This is a genomic window from Panacibacter ginsenosidivorans, assembly GCF_007971225.1.
GTDB lineage: Bacteria > Bacteroidota > Bacteroidia > Chitinophagales > Chitinophagaceae > Panacibacter > Panacibacter ginsenosidivorans.
On sequence record NZ_CP042435.1, the window covers coordinates 254,889 to 279,112 of the forward strand.

10 protein-coding genes are annotated in these 24,224 nt (G+C 37.0%); 1 reads left to right on the forward strand and 9 read right to left on the reverse strand.

What is annotated here, in order from left to right:
* Nucleotides 1-42: 42 nt before the first annotated feature.
* The 7 genes from FRZ67_RS01095 to FRZ67_RS01125 form a co-directional block, all read right to left on the reverse strand.
* A complete protein-coding gene (locus FRZ67_RS01095) occupies nucleotides 43-2,430 on the reverse strand; it encodes an ABC transporter permease (RefSeq protein ID WP_147187767.1) in 2,388 nt (795 codons plus the stop codon).
* Nucleotides 2,431-2,629: 199 nt separating this feature from the next.
* Nucleotides 2,630-5,008: an ABC transporter permease gene (locus FRZ67_RS01100; RefSeq protein WP_147187768.1), complete on the reverse strand. Its 2,379-nt coding sequence runs from the start codon at nucleotides 5,006-5,008 to the stop codon at nucleotides 2,630-2,632.
* 229 nt (nucleotides 5,009-5,237) lie between these two features.
* Complete coding sequence (locus FRZ67_RS01105) at nucleotides 5,238-7,634, reverse strand: ABC transporter permease (protein ID WP_147187769.1); 2,397 nt, start codon at nucleotides 7,632-7,634, stop codon at nucleotides 5,238-5,240.
* Nucleotides 7,635-7,838: 204 nt separating this feature from the next.
* Nucleotides 7,839-10,298, reverse strand: coding sequence for an ABC transporter permease (locus tag FRZ67_RS01110; RefSeq protein WP_147187770.1), 2,460 nt, complete (start codon nucleotides 10,296-10,298; stop codon nucleotides 7,839-7,841).
* Between the two features lie 220 nt (nucleotides 10,299-10,518).
* Nucleotides 10,519-12,912, reverse strand: coding sequence for an ABC transporter permease (locus tag FRZ67_RS01115; protein ID WP_147187771.1), 2,394 nt, complete (start codon nucleotides 12,910-12,912; stop codon nucleotides 10,519-10,521).
* An 83-nt stretch (nucleotides 12,913-12,995) separates the two neighbouring features.
* Nucleotides 12,996-15,380, reverse strand: a complete 2,385-nt coding sequence (locus FRZ67_RS01120; protein ID WP_147187772.1) for an ABC transporter permease — start codon at nucleotides 15,378-15,380, stop codon at nucleotides 12,996-12,998.
* A gap of 231 nt (nucleotides 15,381-15,611) precedes the next feature.
* Entirely contained in the window at nucleotides 15,612-18,065 is a 2,454-nt protein-coding gene (locus FRZ67_RS01125; protein ID WP_147187773.1) for an ABC transporter permease, read from the reverse strand.
* A gap of 351 nt (nucleotides 18,066-18,416) precedes the next feature.
* Here FRZ67_RS01125 and FRZ67_RS01130 point away from each other — a divergent pair, with 351 nt between their 5' ends.
* Nucleotides 18,417-18,875 (forward strand): DUF1801 domain-containing protein, encoded by a 459-nt coding sequence (locus tag FRZ67_RS01130; protein ID WP_147187774.1) that lies wholly within the window; start codon nucleotides 18,417-18,419, stop codon nucleotides 18,873-18,875.
* 192 nt (nucleotides 18,876-19,067) lie between these two features.
* Here FRZ67_RS01130 and FRZ67_RS01135 read toward each other — a convergent pair whose 3' ends face one another.
* Complete coding sequence (locus tag FRZ67_RS01135) at nucleotides 19,068-21,500, reverse strand: ABC transporter permease (RefSeq protein ID WP_147187775.1); 2,433 nt, start codon at nucleotides 21,498-21,500, stop codon at nucleotides 19,068-19,070.
* Nucleotides 21,501-21,714: 214 nt separating this feature from the next.
* Entirely contained in the window at nucleotides 21,715-24,123 is a 2,409-nt protein-coding gene (locus FRZ67_RS01140) for an ABC transporter permease (protein WP_147187776.1), read from the reverse strand.
* Between the last annotated feature and the right edge of the window lie 101 nt (nucleotides 24,124-24,224).

The window sequence follows — 24,224 nt, forward strand, 5'->3', positions numbered from 1 at the left end:
TTTGGTTCATAAAAATCATTTACACATTTTCACATCTGTACATCATTCCGTTCTTAAACTCCTGACAGGATTTGATAACGCTGCTTTTATCGCCTGGAAACTTACTGTTAGTAATGCGATAATAATTGCCAGCAAACCCGCAACTATAAATATCCCAACACTAATATTTATTTTGTAAGTATAATTATCCAACCATTTGTTCATAGCATACCATGCAACAGGACTTGCAATTACAAAAGAGATAACAACGAGCTTTAAAAAATCAAGTGACAATAATTTTGCAATGCCTGTGACAGATGCACCTAATACTTTTCTGACACCAATTTCTTTGGTGCGGGTTTCTGCTACGTAAGCCGACAAACCAAACAAGCCCAAACATGAAATGAAAATTGCAAGGCTTGCGAACAAGCCAGCCATTGTTTTGGTACGCTGTTCGCTATCAAATTGCGTGGCATATTCTTCATCAACAAATTTGTAAGCGAATGGATATACAGGATTATTTTTTTTAAATATCTGTTCTGTTTTTGCAAGGGCGTCTGCTGTTGATAAGCCAGGACTGAGTTTGATATGCATTCCTGTAAACCATGCGCCGGGTCCTTGTATAACTGTCGGGGGCACTTTTTCGTAGGGTGAACCTATAATATAATCTTTTACTACGCCCACTACTCTTAGTGGGGTATTGCTATAAGTTCTAAAAATTGTTTGCCCAACCGGGTCTTTAAAACCCATAAATTTTACAGCCGTTTCATTCAATACAACTGCGTTGCTATCTGCGGGGTATTTATAAATATCAATATCTCTCCCTGCAATTAAGTGAAGCCCTGCAGTTTTTACCCAATCTGCATCTTCACTATATAATGTAATGGTTGTATTGGTGTCTGTTGGGTTCTCATTAATCCAACGCAAGCCCCATGTATGTGCGCCTCCATTTGTGACACCAATTAAGTTTTTTGTTACCGAAGATGCAATTCGTGAATTGATAAGTTCTTGTTTTATGATTGGATAATTCTTATCAATATCGCCGACAAAATCCACATGAATTAAATTGTTATTTGAATAGCCTTTGTCTCGATCCTGTGCGTATTGTATTTGATTGCGCACAACTATTGTTGCAACAATTAAGATTATAGTAAAGGTAAATTGCAACACCACTAATACTTTTCTTGGTGATATTGCGGAATTTGTTTTTTTGAATTGCTTTTTAAAAATGCTCGCGGGTTTAAATGAAGAAAGATAAAATGCCGGGTAACTACCTGCGAGAAGACTGGTAATAATAATAAATGCAAATGCACAAAGCCAGAAATAAATATTTGTATAAGGAATAGGAAGCTGTGTATCAACAAGTGCATCAAAGGCAGGTAATACCAGTTGAACAATGAACAAAGCAATAACGCCTGCAATGCTGGCTGTAAAAAAAGCTTCTGTAATAAACTGGCCAATCAGCAAACTTTTTCTTGCTCCTACCACTTTACGAATGCCTACTTCTTTTGCACGCTTTTCACTTCTTGCCGTGCTTAAGTTCATGAAGTTAATACATGCAATCAATAATATAAAGAAAGCAATAACAGCAAATACACGAACAGTATCTATGCGGCCGCCTACAGATTTACCGTCTTGAAATTCAGAATACAAATGCCACTTGTCTAAAGGGAAAAGAAAATGTGTCCATACGTCATTTCGTCCGGTGTAGTTCTTTGTTATGTTTTTTATTTTTTCATTTAAAGCAGCAACATTTGTATTTGGCTTTAGAAGAACATAAGTGGATGTATTGTTGCTAAGCCATCTTTCCGTTTCATTTGTATAGCCATCATTTTGCGTATCACGAAAAGACCACGGTAGCAGGTAGTCAAACTGAAAGCGTGTATTTATTGGTGGATTTTTTAAAACTCCAGTTACCGTGAAGTTATCTGCGTTCTCCGTTTTAATAATTTTTCCAATAGCATCTTCATTACCAAATAATCTTTTTGCAAGATCTTGTGTAATGACAATACCATTTCGATTTTTGAGTTGCTCTGCGATATTTCCTTCAATTAATGGAAAATTAAACATCTTTAAGAAAGAGCTGTCGACAATAAATCCTTGCATTGATAAAAGGCTTTTGTCATTAGTAGATAAAAGCCAGTCCCTCAGTTCCCATACACGGGTAAAGGCGTCAATTTCAGGATAGCTTTTTTTTAAAGCCGGACCCAGTGGCTGGGATGTTGCATCTACGGCTCCCGGATGCCCATCTGTATTACTGGTTAATACATATACTTCATACAGGTTGTCTTTATTTTCATGAAACTTATCAAAGCTTATCTCATTTTGTATCCATAATAAGATAAGCATAGCACCAGCCATGCCGATTGCTAAACCTGCAATGTTGATAAAAGAAAAACTTTTCCCTCTTACCAAAGATCGCCACGCAGTTCTAAAATAGTTCGTAAGCATAGCTATAAGTTAATAGGTGATAAGTTCTAAGCTTTATGTTTTAAATTTTTGTTCTCTATCCCTTCGTTGTGTCACTCACTTGTACGTTCAGATCATTAATGAACAAAGTGTACAAGTGTGCGACGCAACGAAAGTTTCATTTTTATTCTAAAGCCTGGTCAATAATATTTTTCTTCATTTACACATTTGCACATTGGACTTACTCCGTTCTCAAACTCTTCACTGGATTACGCAATGCAGCTTTTATACTTTGATAACTTACTGTGATCAACGCGATGCAAACAGTAACTAATCCCGCCAATGCAAATACCCACCAATCAATGGAAACTTTATATGCAAAGCCTTGCAACCACTGGTTCATAGCGTACCATGCAATGGGAAATGCAATGAGCATTGAGATGGCAACAGGTTTTAAAAAATTAGCGGACAATAATGAAACAATATTGGGAACCGATGCACCCAACACTTTTCGCACACCAATTTCTTTAGTGCGTTGCGCTGCAGTAAATGTTGCCAAACCAAATAACCCAAGACAGGAAATAAAGATTGCAAGAAAGGCAAAGTAATCCGACAGTTTGCTTACCACCTGTTCGCTGTTATACAACTTCGTATATTCCTGGTCAGAGAACTGGAAAGTGAATGGAAATTTTGGATTTAGTTCTTTGCAAATTTTTTCAAGACCACTGAGTGTTTCTTTTGTTTTGCCGGCTTCGGTTCTTACAAGTATAGTGCCCCAGTTCCAGTTTTCATCGAGGCGCACAATAAGCGGGTCAATTGCCTGGTGCATGGAATTGAAGTGAAAATCTTTTATAACACCAATCACTTTACCAGGATGATTTCCCCATGTTACTGTCTGTCCAACAGCATGCTGAAAACCCATTCTTGAAGCGGCCGTTTCGTTTAGAATAAATGCTATAGAATCAGCGCCAAAATCTTTAGAGAAATCACGGCCATCCATCAATTGCAGCTTCATGGTCTTTATAAAATCATAACCAACTACGCCATCAGCAAAAGAGATAGTGAGATTAGGATCTTTGCCGGGCCATGTTATACTTCCAGTATGATGTTCTATAACCGTGGGTGAATTACGCATCTTTGAGACGCTTACCACACCCGGCATCTTTGTGGCTTCGTCTTTGAGCAGCTCATAATTCTTTACAAGGTCTCCTTCAATAGGAATGTACACAAGGTTCTCACGATCGTAACCAATGTTCTTTGTTTGGATATAATCCATCTGTTTGTAGATAATGATCATACCTGCAATAAAAATAACGGACAATGAAAATTGTAAAACGACCATTGCCTGCCGAAAGAAAGTTGCACCTCCGCTAAATTTCAAACTGCCTTTTAAAACTCTAATCGGCTTTAATGAGGACAGGAAAAGTGCAGGATAACTTCCTGCAATAAAACCTGTGACTAATAATAATCCAATTAATGAGAACCAGAAAGCCGGTTCTGTAAATGGAAGTGATAATTGTTTTCCTGTAAGACTATTGAAAGCAGGTAACAGAAGTACTGTTAATGTAAACGCAATGATCATTGAAAAGAATGTAAGCATCATTGCTTCGCCAATAAACTGTTTGATCAATGAGAAGCGTGCAGCGCCAATTACTTTACGTAAACCAACTTCCTTCGCTCTTCTTGCAGATTGTGCAGTTGCAAGATTCATAAAATTAATACAGGCTATCAGCAATATAAATATGGCGACAATAATAAACAACCTTACATATTCTATTCGCCCGCCATCAACATAGCCATTTTTAAAAGTTGAGTGAAGATATTTTTCTGCATAAGGCTGTAATGCAAGCTCCATGCGGAATGTATTATCTTTTTGCTGGTACTTGTAAATAAAATCTTTGATCTGCTCTCCTACTTTAGCTGGGTTTGCGTCTACACGTAATTGCACAAAAGTTGATGGACTTGTATTCCCCCAGTTATGCACCCAATCGTTTTGTTTTACATAATCGATCCAGCTTCTCAAAAAATCAAATTGCACAGAAGAATTGGCAGGAACATTTTCAAACACTGCGGTTACCTGCAGGTCTTCCTTGTTATCAAAACGTATCGTTTTTCCAACAGCATTTGTAACACTGCCGAAAAATTGTTCAGCCATCCTGCGGGAAATAGCAATAACATTTGGTGCATTCAAAGCTGTTTCTGCTTTCCCCTGCAATAAATGATAGCTAAACATTTTAAAGAAGTCCTCGCCTGCAAAAGAGCCCTGCATTTTATTGATCTTATTAGCAGCTTCGAAAGTGTTGCTGCTTCCTGCCTGTGCCGCATAATCAAGGCTGCTTGCGTATTGCACTTCAGGAACTACTCTTTTCAATTCTTCAGCCAGCAAACCTTGCGTGGGATAAGATGCATCTATTTTTCCATCATAATAATTACGCTCATATACCTGGTATAATTGTTTGCCATTTGTGTGAAAACCGTCAACACTACGTTCATCCTGTACCCAGAGTATGATGAGCAAACTACAGGTAATACCTAATGCCAGCCCAAGAATATTGATAGCTGAAAAAGCCTTGTTACGAACAAGGTTGCGCCACGCCGTTTTGAAATAATTCCCAAACATGATTAGAATATTTTTACATGATAAATATTGTTCTGCGGTTAAGGCTGGGGCAATATTTTTTTCTGTACTTAGCTTTTTGTTCTTTACTCATCGCCTGTTGTGTCACTCACTTCATCGTTCAAATCATTTTTGAACAAAGCGTACAAGAGTGCGACGCAAGTATGCTTAATTTTTATACTCCAGTCTGGTTTAAAAAAATTCTACATCATTCACACATGTATACAATCTCTTATTCTGTTCTCAAACTCTTTGCAGGATTGGAAAGCGCCGCCCTTACTGCCTGAAAGCTTACTGTTACCAACGCTATGAATATGACCAATGCACCAGCAGCAGCAAACATTTGCCAGCTAAGTTCAATTCTGTAGGGATAATTCTCCAGCCATTTGTTTGCTGCCATCCAGGCTAATGGAATAGCAATGATCAATGCAATAGCTACTAATTTTAAAAAGTCTTTTGAAAGTATTGTAACCACGCCGCTTACAGAGGCACCCAACACTTTGCGTATGCCTATCTCTTTGGTGCGCTTTTCTGCGGACAATACTGATAATCCAAACAACCCGATGCATGAAACAAATATGGTAAGTATAGCGCTGAACAACATGATCTGTTTCCATTTTGCTTCTGCTTCGTAGCTGCGGATATTTGCTTCATTCTTAAATGTGTAACTATAAGGATTTAGAGGAAAGAGTTTTTTATAAGTTTGTTCAATCTGTTTAAGACTCGAAGTTTCACTGTTGGGTTTTATTTTTATATATGCCATACCGTAAGTATTACCTGCTTTCATAGTAAATAATTCCGGGCCTATTTCCTGGTTCAACGAATTGAAATGATAATCTTTCACAACACCAATTACTGTGTACTTTTTATTGTCGTACCAAAAATCAACAGTTTGCCCCACCGGGTTTTTCCAGCCTGCCTTTTTTACAAAAGATTCATTTACCAAAACTGAATTAGTAGAATCAGAAGGAAACTGAGCTGAGAAATTTCTTCCCTGCAAAATGGGAATCTTTAACAACGGTATATAGCTTTCATTTACTGTTTCATAGGTAAACTGTATAACTGAATCGCCGTTTACTTTTGCTGCAGTGCCCCACTGACCGCCATTCCTGGGCGCTACATCAATGATGTTGGGGTTCTTCATTAATTCAGTTTTCAGCAGACCAACTTCATTGCGCGTAAGATTATTTTTATTTATCATTACGAGATTGCTGTCATCGTACCCTAGTTTTTCTGTGGTCAGGTAATTGAATTGTGCATAGATCGTAAACGTGGCAATGATCAAAAAAGAAGCAAGTGAGAATTGCAATACCACCAATGTCTTTTGCAAATAATTTTTACCGCTAAGATTAAAACGGCTGTACAGTGTTTGTACAGGATTGTAACCAGACAAAACCAACGCCGGGTAAAACCCTGCCAGTAAGCCTGTTACAAGAAATAAAACAAGGTAAGCTGCAATTAGCTTTGCATCGAATAAATAGCTAATAGCAAGTACTTTATTGGAAAGACTATTGAACAATGGTAATACCAGCTGCACAAGTATTATTGCAAACACAAAAGCAATGAAGCACAACAAAAATGATTCTCCCAAAAATTGCATGATAAGTTGCTTTCTATCGCCACCGACAACTTTACGGATGCCAATTTCCTTTGCACGCTTTACCGAGCGTGCCACTGTAAGATTTACAAAGTTGATACAGGCAATTAATAAGATGAACAATGCAATACCAGAAAGAATGTAAGAATACATTGGATTGCTCGCATCTGATAGGCCATTTTGAGGAGGAAGCTCTACGCTTAAATGCATATCAACAAAAGACTGTAATTGATAAACACTTTTCCAGCCCATATCGCCGTACTTTTCTGTTAATACCTTAAGTGCATCTTTTGAGTCTTCTGTGTAAAACCTTTGCATCTTTGTTTCAACAGCCTGCATATTCGTGTTAGGCTTCAGTACTACAAACGTGTTAAGAAAAAAGTTAAACCAATTCTCATTGTTCGAAGCATCTTCTGCTGATATATTTATAGGAACCAGCATATCAAATTTAATAGAAGAATTTTGCGGGCACTTTTTCGAAATGGCTGTTACCTTGTAAGGCACAAATACGGTATCCTCTTTCAGCATAATAATTTTACCAAGTGCATCGGTAGTTCCAAATTGTTTTTTAGCTACATCTTCAGAGATCACCACTGAATGTGGCTCTGCCAAACAGCTTTTGCGGTCACCACTCAGCAATGGAAAAGAAAATACAGAAAAGAAACTGGAGTCTACTTTCAGAAGATCCTGCGATTTTACTTCGTTACCCATTTTAATATCTTCATAGCCACTTTGTACCCTGACAAAAGTTTTTATGCCCGGTACATTCGCTGTAAAACGTGGTCCCTGCAAAGCGCCTGTATTCCCATCTTTGCGCCCTTTCCCGCCATCCTTCTCAAATTGCTGTGTCGTAATACGATAAATGTTTTGTACGTTATCATGAAAGCGGTCGTAACTTACTTCATCTTTTACATACAATAGAATAAGCATGGCACAGGCAAGCCCAATACTTAATCCTGCAATATTGATGAAAGCATAAATTTTATTCCTTGATAAGTTCCGTAATGCAATAGTGAAATAATTTTTAAACATGGTCTGTATTATTATACGTTGTAAATATTTTTTGTACTTGGCATTTATTCATTACTCATCTTCGTTGTGTCACTCACTTGTACGTTCAGATCATTATTGAACAAAGCGTACAAGTGTGCGACGCAACAATGTTTAATTCAAATTCTACAGTTGGGGCCAAGCCTATTTTCTTCATTTTCAAAATTTGCACATTCGCACATCTTCTTATTCCGTTCTCAGACTCTTTACGGGATTTGCGATAGCCGCTTTTATTGCCTGGTAACTTATTGTTGCAAGTGCAATAATTATTGCAACAAGCCCGCCCGCAGCAAATAACCACCAACTGATGTCGATGCGATAAACATAATCCTGCAACCATTTATTCATAAAATACCATGCAAGAGGTGTGGCAATCGCAAAAGCAATTGCAATGAGTATGATAAATTCTTTTGAAAACAAATAAACGATGCTGCCCGAAGTTGCACCCAGCACTTTTCGAATCCCAACTTCTTTTATTTTCTGCACTGCCATGAATGAGGCTAATCCATACAAACCAAGACAGCTAAGGAATATCGCTATTGCCGCAAAAATTTTATACAACTGCGATAACTGGTTTTCCTGTTTGTAAAAACTATCAATTTTTTCATCAAGAAACCTGTATTCATAAACATAGTTTGGAAATGTTTGCTCCCATATTTTTTTGATGGATTGCATTGAAGAAGTAATGTTTGTGGTTGAAAGTTTTATGGAAGCCTGGCGATACATAGTGCTGTTTGTAGCCATAAGCAATGGAGCCAGACTTTGGCGTAAAGACCTGTCATTAAAATCTTTAACTACACCAACAACAGGACATTTTATTAAACCATTCATTATGCTTATTTCTTTGCCAAGTATGTCTTCCGGTTTTTTAAGCCCTAAACTTTTTACGAATGATTCATTCACCAAAAACTCTTGCGTGTAACCAGAAGGCTTCAAATTTTTTCCGGCTACCAATTGTAATTTATATGTCGACACATAATCATTGTCCACGAATTTGGAAATAGCCTGAAAATCTGCATCCTTTATGGCATTGTCAAATTTGAATGTGGTAAACATATTATTATTATCTTCCAGCGGAGAGTTGGAGTTGAAGCTTACTGACTGCACACCATTCGATAACAACTGCTGTTTTAAATAATCTGTAAGCTTGCCACCGGTACTATCGGGGCGATAAGGCACATTTACGATTGCATCTTTATCGAAGCCAAGCGGTTGATTCATAAAATAATTCATCTGCTGTATAATAACAAGTGTTCCGATGATCAGTGCCTGTGCAATGATGAATTGAAATACTACCAATCCTCTTCTTAATGAAATCCCCTTTGTAGTATTTACCGTTAGTTTACTTTTTAAAGCATTAACAGGATTGAAGCGTGATAAGACGATAGAAGGATAAAAACCAGCAAGTGCGGTTACAACAATTGTTACAGCCAAAAGAAATAAAATAATTGAAGGATTGTTTAGTATGTTGAATGAAAGCGAAAGCTCTAAAAGTTTGTTTACATAAGGCAATGCAATCAGTGTAATAACTGCCGCGAGTATTACAGCAATTGTAACTATCAAAAATGTTTCAATAATGAATTGGATTTGTAATTGAAATTTATTACTTCCTAAAACTTTTCTTACGCCAACTTCTTTTGCGCGGGTAACAGCTTGTGCGGTAGACAGGTTGATAAAGTTTACGCAGGCAATCAATAATATAAATGCAGCAATCAACCACAATACATTAATCAATTCGTGACTGATTGTTTTGTTGCTGTAATTTCCTGCTGCTCCATCGTAATGCACAGCACTTATTGGTTGTAAAATATAATTATCCTTATTATCAGCGGTTGCCATCTTTTGTGCGAATGCACTCAATTGCTGATTGAAATTATCAACAGAAATATTCGGGGGCAACAAAACATAACAACCAAAATCTGGTGCTGATTGATTCCACTGTGGTTGTTCAAATCCGTATTCTTTATCTCCCGTAAAATCTGTTCCCCACGCAACCACCAACTTCAGCTGAAAATCTGTATTTGCAGGTATTGTTGCAAGAATGCCGGAAACTTTTAATGCTGTTGCAGGAAACTGAAACAATCCTGCACCCATGCTGTAGTATCCTCTTATTTTAATGGTTTTACCTACTGCTGATTTCCAGTCACCGAAATAATTTTCTGCAATCTCTTTTGTAAGCAATACATTGTTCGGATCTTTCAATGATTCGTATGAACCTGCGAGCAGCGGAAAATTAAACATGTTAAAGAATGAAGGTGACGTATAAAACACACCACTTTGTTCTTTAAAATTTTTTACAGGCGTTCCGTTATCATCAAGCACCTGTAATTCATCATTATGGCTTGCATAAACCGGAGCTACCTGTTCAAGTTGAGGAAAGGCAGTTTTTAAATTTGCAGGCATAGGAAATGGAACATTTTTCGCGTAAGTAATATTTCCCGCATCTGCATGATGAGATTCAGTCAACACACGGTACACACGGTCTTTCTTTGCATGAAAATCATCAAAGCTTGTTTGATATTGTATAATGATAAAGATCATCATACAAACAGCAATACCAACAGCCAACCCGGCGATGTTGATAATAGTGTAATTCCTGTTGCGGGTTAAACTTCTGAATGCAGTTTTAAAATAGTTCTTAAACATAGAAGCGTTTTAAATTGTATGTTCTATTTAGATTTTATGTACTTAACTTTTTGTTCTTTATTCGTCGCCTGTTGTGTCACTCATTTGTACGCCTGTCCCGTCGCGCAGCTATGCGGGATTCAGAACATTATTGAACAAAGCGTACAAGAGTGCGACGCAATGATGCTTAATAGTTATTCTATCCTTTGATTCATAATTTTTTATTCACCATTCACATTCTTCACTCCGTTCTCAAACTCTTTATTGGATTTGCAACCGCTGCTTTTATTGCCTGAAAGCTTACTGTAAACAATGCAATCAGAATTACTAATATTCCTGCAGATGCAAACATCCACCATGATATATCTATTCGGTAAGCAAAATCCTGCAACCATTTATTCATTGACCAGTAAGCCAGCGGCGTGGCAATTACAGTCGCTATAATTACCAACTTCAAAAAATCTTTACTAATCAATTGCACAACGCTGCCAACACTTGCACCGAGCACTTTTCTGATGCCGATTTCTTTAGTCTTTACCTGCGCCGTATAAGTGGCTAATCCAAACAAACCAAGACATGAAATAAAAATAGCTATCGCTGCAAAAGTTGTAAACAGAGTGCCTGTACGCTGTTGCGATTGATAATGCGATTCGAAAGTCTTATCAAGAAAATCGTAAGAGAAAGGTGCGTCGTTTGCATTTTTTTTATACTGTGATTCTACGGCTTTGATGGCTGACTGTGCGCCTGCACCTGTTGTGCGTACGTATAAAATGTTTTTCAATCCAGACGTTCTTATTATCAAAGGCGCAACAGGATCTTTCAGTGATTTGAAATTAAAATCTTTTACTACACCTAATATTTCTCCATCAGCATTCCCGTAGCCAATTTTTGTTCCGACGTAAGGAGGTTTTAAACCCATAGCTTTCACAGCAGTTTCATTCAAAATATATTTATTATCGTCAGAAGCCGTTCCCGTAAAATTTGTTCCAGCAATAAACTGGTACTTCATCGTAGGTATGAAGTTTTTATCTGCTTGTACACGCCAAAGCATAAACGGAACATTATCTTTTTTTCCATCCCAAATAATATCTCCTGAAATCTCTGTTACATTTGTAATGTCTCCTGCGCTGCTAAATGAAACATTTAATATGCCCTTTTGCAATAGCAATTCATTTTCTATCGCATCAGCATTTTTCGTTGCTTCTTCGGGGAATGAAACAGTAAAAACATAATTCTTATCATAACCCAAATCTTTATTGCTTATATATTCCATTTGCTTTCCCATTATAATTGTGCCGACTAACAATATGAACGAGATTACAAATTGAAGAACGACTAATAATTTTCTGAATGAAGAGGTGTTAATACCCAAAAAGCTTTTATCACGCACGGTCCCTAAAGGATTGAACGATGATAATAACATTGCAGGATAAATGCTCGAAATAAGTATTGTTCCTAACAGTGTGAAAAACCAAATTTTTAACATGGAAAAGTTGGACAGAGAAAGAATTAATTGTTCTCCTGTAATTCTATCATACAATGGCTTCAATAAAACAATTAAAGCAATTGCGATAATAATAGCAAACATGAATGTCAATACTGTCTCGGTGATGAATTGCAAAAACAATTGCCTTCTTTTTGCGCCAATGATTTTTTTTATACTTATCTCTTTAATTCTTGTAAGCGCCCGGGCCGTAGAAAGGTTTACATAATTAATGCTTGCAATAATCAATATTAATATTGCAACAAGAGCCATTATTCTTACCATTTGCAATGCGGAATTATCGCCGTCAATTCCTGTAAGATGAAGGTCTCCTAAGTTTTGCAATTGAAAAGTTGTTGGAGTCTGACCATTTTTCATTGCATTAAATAAATGTGTAAGTTTTGTTTCAATAGTTGAAGTATTGGCATTTGGATTTAGCAGAAGAAATGTTCTAAAACTATAATCGTTTACATCTTCATCTATTGTTTTCCAACCATGATTGCCACCATGCGCTGCGAATTGCCGGGCATAATAATCGACCGGAAAGATAGCATCGTATTGCAGAGAAGAGTTGTGCGGGAAGTCTTGCAAAACCGAGGTTACTGTAAAATTATTTTTATCAAACTGCACAATTTTGCCAATGGCATCATCAGTACCAAATAATTTTTTGGCTGTTGATTGTGTGAGTGCAACAGAATATGAATTCGGCAAAAAGGCATTGCGGTTACCATGCAATAATTTGTAGTTGAAGAAGTTTAAAAAATTACTTTCTGCATAAATAATATTGTTGTTGTCAAATACTTTTGTTTGATCAATATTGGATAACACTTTATCAGACAGCGTTGGATTTTCATTGTCGCTTACCAATCTTAAAACAGAAATTACACCTGGAATTTTTTTTGACATTATAGCTAATGGTCCGGGTGCTCCTTGCCAGGCAAGTGATTTAGTTTCTAAAGTAATGTGTGAATTTAACTGGTAGATATTTTTATATTGCTGGTTAAATGTATCGTAGCTGCATTCATTTTGCACCCAGAGCAGCAGCATAATTCCCGTTGCCAAACCCACAGCCAAGCCGCTTATATTTACGACACTGTAAAATTTACTCGCTTTCAAATTGCGCCAGGCTATTTTGAAATAGTTTTTTATCATGTCTGATGTATGATTTAATGGTTTTCTGATTTATTTCATATCAATCTTATTAATCTTTTCTTCTACCCAAATCCTGGTTCAGACTATTCCGTTCTCAAGCTCTTCACAGGATTTGCCATTGACGCTCTTATCGCCTGGAAGCTTACCGTTAGCAATGTTATTATCATAGCTACCAATACTACTGCTACAAAAACCTCAACATTAATACTCGTTCTGTTTTGATAACTTTTCAGCCACTCATTCATAAAATACCAACCAATAGGAATAGCGATAGCGCAAGACAGCAAAACAAGTATCACAAAATCTTTTGAAAGCAATCGCCATAAGTTAAAAACACTAGCCCCAAGTACTTTTCTTACACCAATCTCTTTTATTCTTTGCTCTGCGGTGAACGATGCCAACCCAAAAAGCCCGAGGCATGAAATGAAAATAGCGAGCACTGCAATAATTGCCGCAAGATTACCTACCAGTTCCTCGTAATTAAATTTCTTCGCATATTCTTCATCAGCGAAATGATATTCAAAAGGATAACCAGGATTATATCTTTCAAAAATCGGTTTCATTAAAGCAAGAGCTTGTGATGCAGACATATTGGGGTTTAAGCGAACGTCCACATGACCTACCCAATCTTTGTTGAATATAATGGTGAGTGGTGAGATTGGACGATAAGGTGACTCCATTTGAATGTCAGGTATCACTCCAACAACAGTCATAGGTCTGTCGTTCCATTTCAATTGTTCTCCAACAGGATTTTTTAATCGCATGCGTTTTACCGCAGCTTCGTTTAAAATAACTGAATTAGAATCTGCAAAATCTCTTGAAAAATCTCTGCCTGCCAATAATTTTATACCTAATGTTTTTGTATAATCGTAAGTAGTGGTTATTGTTGAGAATGTTACCGTTTTTTCGACAGGCTGGCTCCCTTTCCATTCCCAGCCATTGTTATTGCTTTCAAGTTCTGACGGAGATGAATTACTTTGGCATATTGAAATGGCTGCGCCGGAACTTAGCAACTCCTGGCGAAGTGATTCAATATGTTTGGCAATATCATCAGACCAATATACAGAGATCAATCCTTTATTGTTAAATCCAATGGGTCTATTCTTTCCATATTGTATTTGCTGGTAAACGATGATCGTTCCTATCATTAATACTACTGAACTTGTGAACTGAATTACAACTAATATTTTTCGCGGCAACGAACTCATTTTACCTGCCTTTAAATTTCCTTTCAGTACACGCACCGGGTTGAAAGAAGAAAGATAAAATGCAGGATAACTTCCTGCGAGCAAACCGGTAACAACGGTGAATAAGATCATGATCAACCAAAAAACAGGATTGGCTAACTGCAGGCTCATATCTTTATCGGTGAGCTTGTTGAAATAAGGCAAAGCAAGTGCTACCATACCAAGTGCCAACAAAAATGCAAATGCAGCCATCAATAATGATTCGTTCAGGAATTGATTGATCAGTTGTTTTCTTCCGGAACCAACTGCCTTACGAACACCAACTTCTTTTGCCCTTTTTTCAGAACGGGCAGTGCTTAAATTCATGAAGTTGATGCAAGCGATCAACAAAACGATGAGACCCAAAATGCCAAACATCCTCACATATTTTATAAAGCCGCCGGTGTTTACGCCATTGTCAAAATCGCTGTACAATCTCCATTTCGACATGGGATGAATAAATACTTCCGGTTTAATATGTTTTAATGTATTCTCATCTGTAAAATGAGACATCACTTCATCTTTAATTTTTTTGTCGACACCTGCTTCGTTAACGTTATTGTTTAATTGTACAAATGTTTGCCATGAATTATTTCCCCAGTTTGTTTTATGATAGAGTTTTATCCATGGATAAATGCTTTCCTGTAACTGAAAAGGAATTAAATAATCAAAAGAGAGCGAGCTGTTTTTAGGTTCTTTATCTACAACTGCTGTTACTTTTAAATCAGTTTGATTATCCAATTTTACAGTTTTTCCAATAGGATCCTGATTTCCAAAAAGTATATCTGCTGTTTCTTTTGTTAATACAATTGAATAAGGATCGTGTAAAGGATCTTTACTTCCTTCAAGTATGTTTAAAGAAAATATTGAAACGGCATCTTCTCCAATAAAATGTCCATACTTGCTGATCTTTTTTTCACCATAGATCAACGATCTGTTTGAACCCCAGTCGCACATTGCCACTGCTTTAAAATCGGGATATTTACCTTTCAATTCATCGCCCAGTGGATAAGGGACAGCTTGCTGTGTGCCCCGAGATCCATCAAAGGTCTGATGCATCATCACCTCGTAAATTGTATCGTAGTTTTTGAAATTTTTATTCGCAGAAACCTCATCATATATCCATAATCCAATGATCATTGCAACAGCCATACCAGTTGCCAGTCCAAGAACATTGATAACAGAATAAGTTTTATTCTTTATAATGTTACGCCATGCGCTTTTGATATAATTTTTAAACATATTATATACTTTAAGTTGTATGCTTTATTTTTTGTACTTAGCTTTTGTTCTTTACTCATCACCTGTTGAGCAATTTGCGTGTCGAAGCAGCAAATTGGAACACTTGTACGTTCAGATCAGTATTGAACAAAATGTACAAGGGTGCGACGCAACGATGATGCCCCCAGCCCCTAAAGGGGAGCAACTAAATTTCTTCAGTATTTTAATTCCCCTTTAGGGGTTAGGGGCATCTTATTCTGTTCTCAAACTTTTTACCGGGTTCATCATCGCAGCTCTTATCGTTTGAAAAGAAAGTGTAAGTAATGCAACAAACACCATTGCACTGCCTCCAATGATAAATATCCACCAGCTTATATCTGTTCTGAATTCAAAATTTTGCAGCCACTGGTACATGCCTATCCACGCCAGCGGTGCAGCAATAACAAACGCAAGCAATACAAGTAAAATAAAATCTCTCGAGATCATCGTTACGATCTGCAGTATAGATGCTCCCAGCACTTTTCTTACGCCAATTTCTTTTGTGCGTTGTACAGTGGTATAAATAACGAGGCCAAGTAAACCAAGGCAACTGATAAACACAGCAAGCCCTGTGGCCCACAATAGCAGGCTTGCTATATGCTGTTCTGCTTCGTAATATTTTGCTATATCTGCATCAAAAAAATTGTAGGTAAAATCCTGGTCAGGGTAAACTTCCTTCCATGCTTTTTCAATTTTGGCAATCGCTGTTTTCCATGTGGTGCCATATTCATTTTGCGGTTGTAATGCAATGCTTATATTTCTTTGTGTACTGCCCCAGCTACCAATAACCAATGGCCTAATGGGTTCATGCAAAGACCGTTGGTTAAAGTCTGATACAACGCCACAAACAGGCACTTGCTTATTGCTCCATTCAATATTTTTTCCTATTGCTTTTTGTGGATCATGGAAACCCAGAATATGCGCATAGGTCTCATTGATAATAAAAGATGTGACTGTATCGCTCTGTTGTATGTTGGTTCCGGCGAGTAATTTAAGTCCGTATAGTTTTATATAATTGCTGTCACCATATTTCTGTTGCACATCTGTTTCAATTTCTTTTTTTCCATCTTTATATTTCATCGTACTGCTCCATGTGCTGTTTGAAGATGGCGGATTATTGCATAAGCTAACCATGGCAACTTCCGGTATTGCTTTTATCTTATTCAATAAAACATATTTATGAGATTGCGTTGTGTCATAAAAATTTGTGTTGAAATAGAGAATGGCTTCTTTTTTAAACCCCTGGTCTTTATTAATAGAATACGATATCTGTTTGCTCACCAGTATTGCCCCCATAACAAATACCTGTGCAATTACAAACTGCGATACCGTTAATGATTTGCGTAGCCATGCTGTTCTTGTTTTTCCCGTATTTGTATACGCTGCATTTTTTAATACCAATACCGGTTTGTAGCCGGATAAAACTATCGCAGGGTAAAAACCGGAGAGCAAGGTGACCACTGCTACCAGAGCAAGTAAAAACAAAATAATACCGGGCTGCTCTGTCAAATTAAATTTAAGATCGTCTGGAATAAAGCCTGTAAAAGCTTTTAAGATCAATGGTGTTAAAAGAATAGAAAGAATAGTAGCAGAAAGTGTAAGCAATAATGTTTCGCTAAGAAATTGAAAAATAAGTTGCCTTCTTGAACTGCCCATTGTTTTGCGAATACCAATTTCTTTTGCTCGTTGTGCTGCATGTGCAGTGGTGAGATTGATAAAATTAATGCAACCTAGCAAAAGGAGAAATGCGGCTACCGCCAGCAGGCTGTATAAAGTAGGTTTATTGGCCAGTGGTTTATTATACCCCCCATATTCCTCATTGAAATGAATATTGCTTAATGGCTGCAGGTTGTACACTGTAGTACTATGATCTTCCTCCTGTGCTTTATGATACTTTTGATAAATATTGAGTATTCCTTTTTCAATAGTTGCAGGCGAAGTGCCGGGAGAAAGTTTTACCAGTAATTGTGATGCTGATGTTGTGTTATCCCATTCCTCCCAGTCCTGTGGTTTTAAACTGGTGCTTTCCAATGTGGTTCTTGAGATGAACGTTTTAAAACTAAAATCTGTGTTTGCCTGTATATCTTTTATAATGCCCGTAACAGTTGTTCTTACAGTATCGTTAAAATAAATTTCCTTACCAATGATCTCTGCTGCTTTTAGTTTAGGAAAATACAATTTTGCAGTCGACTCTGTAAGCACTGTTTGATAAGGTGCAGCAGTGGCGGTCTTTGCAGAACCTGCCATCCATTCATACCCTATTAAATTGAAAAAACCTTCATCAGCAAAAACAAAGTTTTTTTGCTTTTTGAACACAACAGGATCTTTTCCATTTTCAACCGGCACACTTACTTTTATTTCATCATCCCAGGTTCGAAAAGGAACCACCGCATCAAGCCCTGTTAATTCTTTTTTTAAAGCTGGCCCCATGGGAGAAGTAACACCGGAGTTGCGATAAGTGTTTCCTGAAAAAGTAAAATTGGAAACTACACGATAAATTCTGTTGTTATCTTTTTCAAACTTGTCAAACGTAAAATGATAATTGACCAGCAAATAAATTACAAGCGATGCGCTGATACCAATGGCAAGACCAAGGATATTGATGGCAGTAAATAATTTATTCTTCCACAATGTTCTAACTGCAATGGTTAAATAGTTTTTAAACATAAGAGAATATTTATGTAACCAGCCATTAACTATTATTAGGCTTTTCTTGCGTCGCACACTGCATCTTTCTGTTCGTTCATCCTCTTCAGTTTGTTGATGCCTGTTTTCGTTATTTTACCATATCGCTTTATTAATAAGCATACAAAGCCCATTTACAAAACAAAAATTAATGCCACGATTTATACTTTTGTAAATCAACGGGTTGAGCAAGACTTAATGCAGGCAGTGTACGTTTTTGATACAACCACTGTTATACTTTGATACACTTCTGAAAAATGATAATGGACAATGTGAGTTTTAGTCTAAGAATCAAAAAATAAAACTAAATTAGAAACCTTAAAATTCATCTTTATGCAATCTACTGTATTAACACCAGAAGCATATATTGCGGGAGTACCTGAAGAAAGACGCGCTGTATTTTTAAAACTGCGTAACGAAATAAAAAAAAACCTGCCAAAAGGTTTCCAGGAAATAATGGGTTATGGAATGATCGGCTACGTAGTGCCCCACAAACTCTACCCTGCAGGTTATCATTGCGATCCAAAACTTCCATTGCCATTTATGAACCTTGCTTCACAGAAAAATTTTATTGCTGTTTACCATATGGGTATTTATGCCAAACCATCTTTATTGAAATGGTTTATAGAAGAATTTGCAAAACAATCTTCTGCAAAATTAGATATGGGTAAAAGCTGCATCCGTTTTAAAAAACCAGAAAATATTCCCATAAAACTTATGGGTGAGCTGGCATCAAAAATGACAGTGGATGAATGGATAGACTGTTATGAAAAGGGCTTCAAAAGAAAATAGCGTTTAACGAAAACTTCATCTCACCTATTTTCAGGTTTACATAAAAAGAGCCCTTTAAAAAAAGGGCCCGTTAAGCAGAATTATTTGATTCCACTTATGAGACTTCATTAGTCGTTCATTTATAGTTAAGCGTACAAGAGTGCGACGCAACGAAAGCTTAATGTTTATTCTACATCCCGGTTCAAAAAAAAATTATTCACTTCTCAAACTTTTTACCGGGTTCATCAACGCAGCTTTAATTGATTGAAAACTTATAGTGATCAATGCAATTACAATTGCTACTAATGCAGCCGCAGCTATCATCCACCAACTCATAGAAATACGGTAAGCAAAATCCTGCAACCATTTTGACATTGCCCACCATGCTACGGGTGATGCAATAACAATAGAGAATAAAACCAATTTTACAAAATCCTTTGAGAGCATAGTTGTGATGCCGCTGACGCTTGCGCCAAGCACTTTTCGAATACCGATTTCTTTATTGCGTTGCTCTGCCATAAATGCCGATAAAGCAAATAACCCAAGACACGCAATAATGACAGCGAGCATTGCAAAACTCGTGAATATACTTCCTGTGCGTTGCACATCTGCATACATATTTGCAAAACTTTCATCAAGGAATGTATATCGGAATGGCTGATTAGGCGAAAAGTTTTTCCACACAGAAGAAACATAATTTATAGCAGTCTTTGTATCTGCACCGCTGATCTTTACAGAGATAATAGAAGAATTGTAATTCCCCAATACAAGGCAGAGGGGTGTTACATCCTGCCGCATAGATTCGAAATTAAAATCTTCCATGACTCCTATTACGGTGAATTTTTGCCAGCCGTTTTCAATACGCTGACCAACAGGGTTTTTTAATCCGAGTTTTGTTGCCATCGTATTATTAATTACAGCAGCAGCGGAATCAGATGCCATGTCTTTTGAAAAATATCTACCTTCAATCATATGCATGCCCATCGTTTTCAGATAGTCGTAATCTACCTGCCATTTCTGACCGCCCACACTTGGATCTTCTTTTGTTCTTCCTTCTTTCCAGAAAGGATTGCCATCCCGCTTGGTGCCTGCTATAGGCAGGTAGTCACTTATAGAAACAGTTTTTATTTCAGATGATTTCAACAACTCATTTTTAAAAGCTTCTCTTTTATCTTCGAGTGTATTTGTTCCCTGTATTAGTAATACCTGGTCTTTATCGAAGCCTATTTTTTTATTTAAGATGTATTGTGTTTGATTGTAAATAACAATTGTACCGATTATAAGAATTATTGAAGTAGTAAACTGGAATACAACCAACCCATTTCTTAGAAGAGAATTCTTACTGCCCTTACTTACCTGTCCTTTCAAAACCTGGATAGGTTTGAAAGAAGACAAATAAAATGACGGATATAAACCTGCAACAATTCCAATAATAATAGCGGCTGTAATCATTAAGGGAAGCAACCACCACGCTGCCCATGGAATAAGTAAATGCTTTGCAGCAAGCGTATTGAAATAAGGAAGCAAAATTATAGCGATTAATAAACCCAAAACAAAAGACAACACACTATAGAGCAGTGATTCAGTAAGAAATTGCTTTATCAAACTGCTGCGGTGCGAACCCACTACTTTTCGTAATCCAACTTCTTTTGCGCGGTTAGCAGATTTTGCAGTTGAAAGGTTAATAAAATTGATACACGCAATTACAAGAATAAAAACTGCAATGGCTCCAAACAACCAAACAAATCTTATATCACCTTTATCCAATCTATCATCAATATTGGCAGAGTAAAGATGTACATCTGCAATTGGTTGTATAAGAATCTTTGCATTCTTTAAAACAGTTTCTGCTTCCTTATTACCATTTTGCCTCAATGCAGGGAGATAATATTTGGTCATTATCAATTTCAGTTTGTTTTGAAATTGAACGGGATCTGCGCCGGGCTTTAATAAAACATAAGTAGGATAATTACTCGCCATCCATGTTGTTTGCTCGCCATCCCAAAGCTGATGACGGGTCATAGTCAACAGAAAATCATAATGAATATGAGAAGTAGCAGGAAAGTCATTTATAACGCCGCCAATCTTATAAGGGTTCTTTACATCATTATTCAGGATCATCACTTTCCCTACAGGATTCTGATTCGGAAAATATTTATCAGCTTTGCTTTTTGAAATAACCATTGTATTCGGTTCGCTCAATGCATGCGCCCTATCACCATAAACCATTGGTATTTCCAGCATATCCAGCATATCCTGGTCTGCATAACTAAATCCTTGTTCAAAGGTATTTTGCTCTTCATCAACTTTTCTAAGCTGGTTACTGCCTGCACCATAAAACAACGGGGCATCCATAAATCTTCCGGCCTTTTCCACCTCAGGAAAATCTTCTTTCAACGCTTTTGCCATGGGTGCAGGCCAGGCTGCACCGCTTAACATTTTTCCGTTGATATTATACTCACCTATTATGCGATAAATACGATCAGCATTTGTCCAATTCTTATCATAACTCAATTCATCTTTTATATACAACGCAATCAATAAGCAAGCAGCAATACTTAATGCAAAGCCGCCTATTTTAACAGCTGAATACATTCTTTGCTTACGCAATTGTCTTACTGCTATTTTGAAATAATTTTTAAACATGACAAGGAAACTTTAGGTTATAAAGATTGTTCTGCTGTTAAGGCTGGAATCAAAAATTTATAGACTTAGCTTTTGCTCTTTACTCATCTTCGTTGTGTCACTCACTTATACGTTCAGTTCATTCCTGAACAAAGCGTACAAGAGTGCGACGCAAGAATGCTTAATTTTTATTTATAGCCAGGCTGATAATTCTTTTTTTATCTGCACATCCTCTCTATTCCGTTCTTAAACTCTTTACAGGGTTTGCAATGGCAGCTTTAATGGCCTGGAAACTTATAGTAAGAAAAGCAATAAATATAACTGCAATGCCTGCAATAGCGAATACCCATGCGGTTATATCTATCCTGTAAGCAAAATCCTGTAACCATGTATGCATTGCCCACCAGGTAACTGGAATTGAAATAAGAAAGGCTATCATTACCAGTAGTAAAAATTCTTTTGATACAAGCAGCAGCACATTTTTTACAGAAGCACCCAATACTTTTCTAATACCGATCTCTTTGGTGCGCTGTTCTATTACAAATGCAGAAAGACCAAACAGGCCAAGGCTTGCAATGATTATTGCCAAAACTGCAAACGCAGAAAATATTTGTTGTGTGTGTTCTTCACTGGCATAAAGCTTAGCAAAATTCTCATCAAGAAAATTATATTCCAAAGGCCCGTCAGGGTTAAACAAGGTCCATTGCTTTTTTAGATCGCCCAAAAATCCCTGGATATCTTTAGTATTTATTTTTACTATTAAGCCGCCAAAATTATTACCGAGCATCATCATCATAGGAGATATTTTTTGCTTAACAGAAGCATAATTGAAATCTGCAACAACACCTACTACCTTATACTCCTGCTGCCCAGACCGTACAATTGTTTTGCCAACCGCATTGCTATTTGTCCATCCTAATTCGCGTGCAGCTTCTTCATTAATCAATACACCAGCCGAATCTGTTGAAAACGCTTTGGAGAAATCCCTTCCCTGCACAACGCGTATACCTAATGTGCGCAGATAATCATAATCTATATGATAAATGTTTGTATGAATTTCTGTACCGTTACCAGTTTCATTTTTTGGGTATATCTCTGTACCATCCATCATTATGCCACCGGGAACGTATCTTGAGATGCTCGCCGAAACTACACGACTGTCTTTCAAAATTTGTTGCTCGAATGCAAATTGATTACTACCTAATAACCTTGCATCCGGAAGATATAGAACCTGGTCTTTGTCATAACCTAATTTTTTATTCTGCATGTAATGCAACTGCTGGTAAACAATAATGGTAGCAATAATCAATGCAGTGGAAATAAAAAACTGGAAAACAATTAAACTGCTGCGCAACGGTTTTCTTTGTGAGCCTTGCAAGGAAGCTCCCTTTAAGACCTTGATGGTATTAAATGACGACAGGAAGAAAGCAGGATAAATGCCAGCCAATATTCCTGCAATAAAACTCACGGAGAACAGTACGAGTATTGACTGCCAGCTTAGAAAAAAAATAAAGTCTATATTTTTATTTGACAGCTCATTAAAATAAGGCAATAAGAAAAATATTAACGCGTATGCGCAAAGCATAGAGAAGAATGTAAACAAAACAGATTCTGTGAGAAACTGAAAGATCAATTGCTTTTTTATAGAACCCATTACTTTCCTGATACCGACTTCCCTTGAACGCTTTACAGCTCTTGCTGTTGAAAGGTTTGTAAAATTTACGCAGGCCAGCAACAAAATGAATATAGCTAACGCCGAAAAAATATATACATATTGTATATCGCCATTCGGTTCCAACTCATACTTTGTATTGGCATGCAAATGAATGTCTGTAACTGGTTGCAATGAAAAGCGAAATGTATTAACTGACTTCTGTGCTTCGGCAAGACTTACCCCCATATCATGCTGAACTTCCGGGACAACATATTTTGCAACAAGCTGTGGAAACTTTGCTTCTAATGCTTTAGCATTTGCATTTTTATTTAAAAGAAGATAAGTGTAAAACCCAACATTACTCCATGTTGCACGTGTGATATGAAATGTAGTGAGGCTTAGGAATGCATCAAAATGAAAATGTGTATTGTCAGGCACTTTATCAATAACGCCGGTTACTTTATACAATGCATTGTGCAGGCCAATGGTCAATGATTTTCCAAGTGCATCCTCATTACCAAAATATTTTTTTGCAAATGCTTTTGAAATAACAACGCTGTTAGGCTGAACCAACGCAGTTTTATTATCTCCTTCAATAAGTGGAATAGAAAACATCTGCAAAAAATTTGAATCAGCAAAGGCAAGTTTTTGTTCTTTGAATTGTTTGTCATTATACTTTACAAAATCACTTGCTGGGGAGATCCTTGTTGATGCTTTTATTTCAGGGAAAGCATTTTTCATTCCTTCGCCAACTGCCACGTCTACATTTGGATAAACAGCCACATCGCCATTTCCGGTAGCAGATAAATTAATGCGGTAAATATTGTCAGCTTCATCTGCATATTTATCGTAGCTCAACTCATCATACACAAATACAGTAATGAGCATAAAACAGGTTAGCCCGATGGCCAGTCCCACAATGTTGATGACAGAAAAAATTTTATTTTTTCTAAGATTGCGAAAAGCAATTTTTAAATAATTTCTTATCATAAGTTATAGTTGTAATTTTTTGTACTTAACATTTGCTCTTTACTCATCGCCTGTTGTGTCACTCACTTGTGCGTTCTAAACTTTGCTGAGCAATGAATAAA

Bases quoted from the DNA above. Each gene is read 5' to 3' on its own strand.
- FRZ67_RS01095 (WP_147187767.1), bottom strand. From the start codon at position 2,430: ATGCTTACGAACTATTTTAGAACTGCGTGGCGATCTTTGGTAAGAGGG.
- FRZ67_RS01100 (WP_147187768.1), bottom strand. From the start codon at position 5,008: ATGTTTGGGAATTATTTCAAAACGGCGTGGCGCAACCTTGTTCGTAAC.
- FRZ67_RS01105 (WP_147187769.1), bottom strand. From the start codon at position 7,634: ATGTTTAAAAATTATTTCACTATTGCATTACGGAACTTATCAAGGAAT.
- FRZ67_RS01110 (WP_147187770.1), bottom strand. From the start codon at position 10,298: ATGTTTAAGAACTATTTTAAAACTGCATTCAGAAGTTTAACCCGCAAC.
- FRZ67_RS01115 (WP_147187771.1), bottom strand. From the start codon at position 12,912: ATGATAAAAAACTATTTCAAAATAGCCTGGCGCAATTTGAAAGCGAGT.
- FRZ67_RS01120 (WP_147187772.1), bottom strand. From the start codon at position 15,380: ATGTTTAAAAATTATATCAAAAGCGCATGGCGTAACATTATAAAGAAT.
- FRZ67_RS01125 (WP_147187773.1), bottom strand. From the start codon at position 18,065: ATGTTTAAAAACTATTTAACCATTGCAGTTAGAACATTGTGGAAGAAT.
- FRZ67_RS01130 (WP_147187774.1), top strand. From the start codon at position 18,417: ATGCAATCTACTGTATTAACACCAGAAGCATATATTGCGGGAGTACCT.
- FRZ67_RS01135 (WP_147187775.1), bottom strand. From the start codon at position 21,500: ATGTTTAAAAATTATTTCAAAATAGCAGTAAGACAATTGCGTAAGCAA.
- FRZ67_RS01140 (WP_147187776.1), bottom strand. From the start codon at position 24,123: ATGATAAGAAATTATTTAAAAATTGCTTTTCGCAATCTTAGAAAAAAT.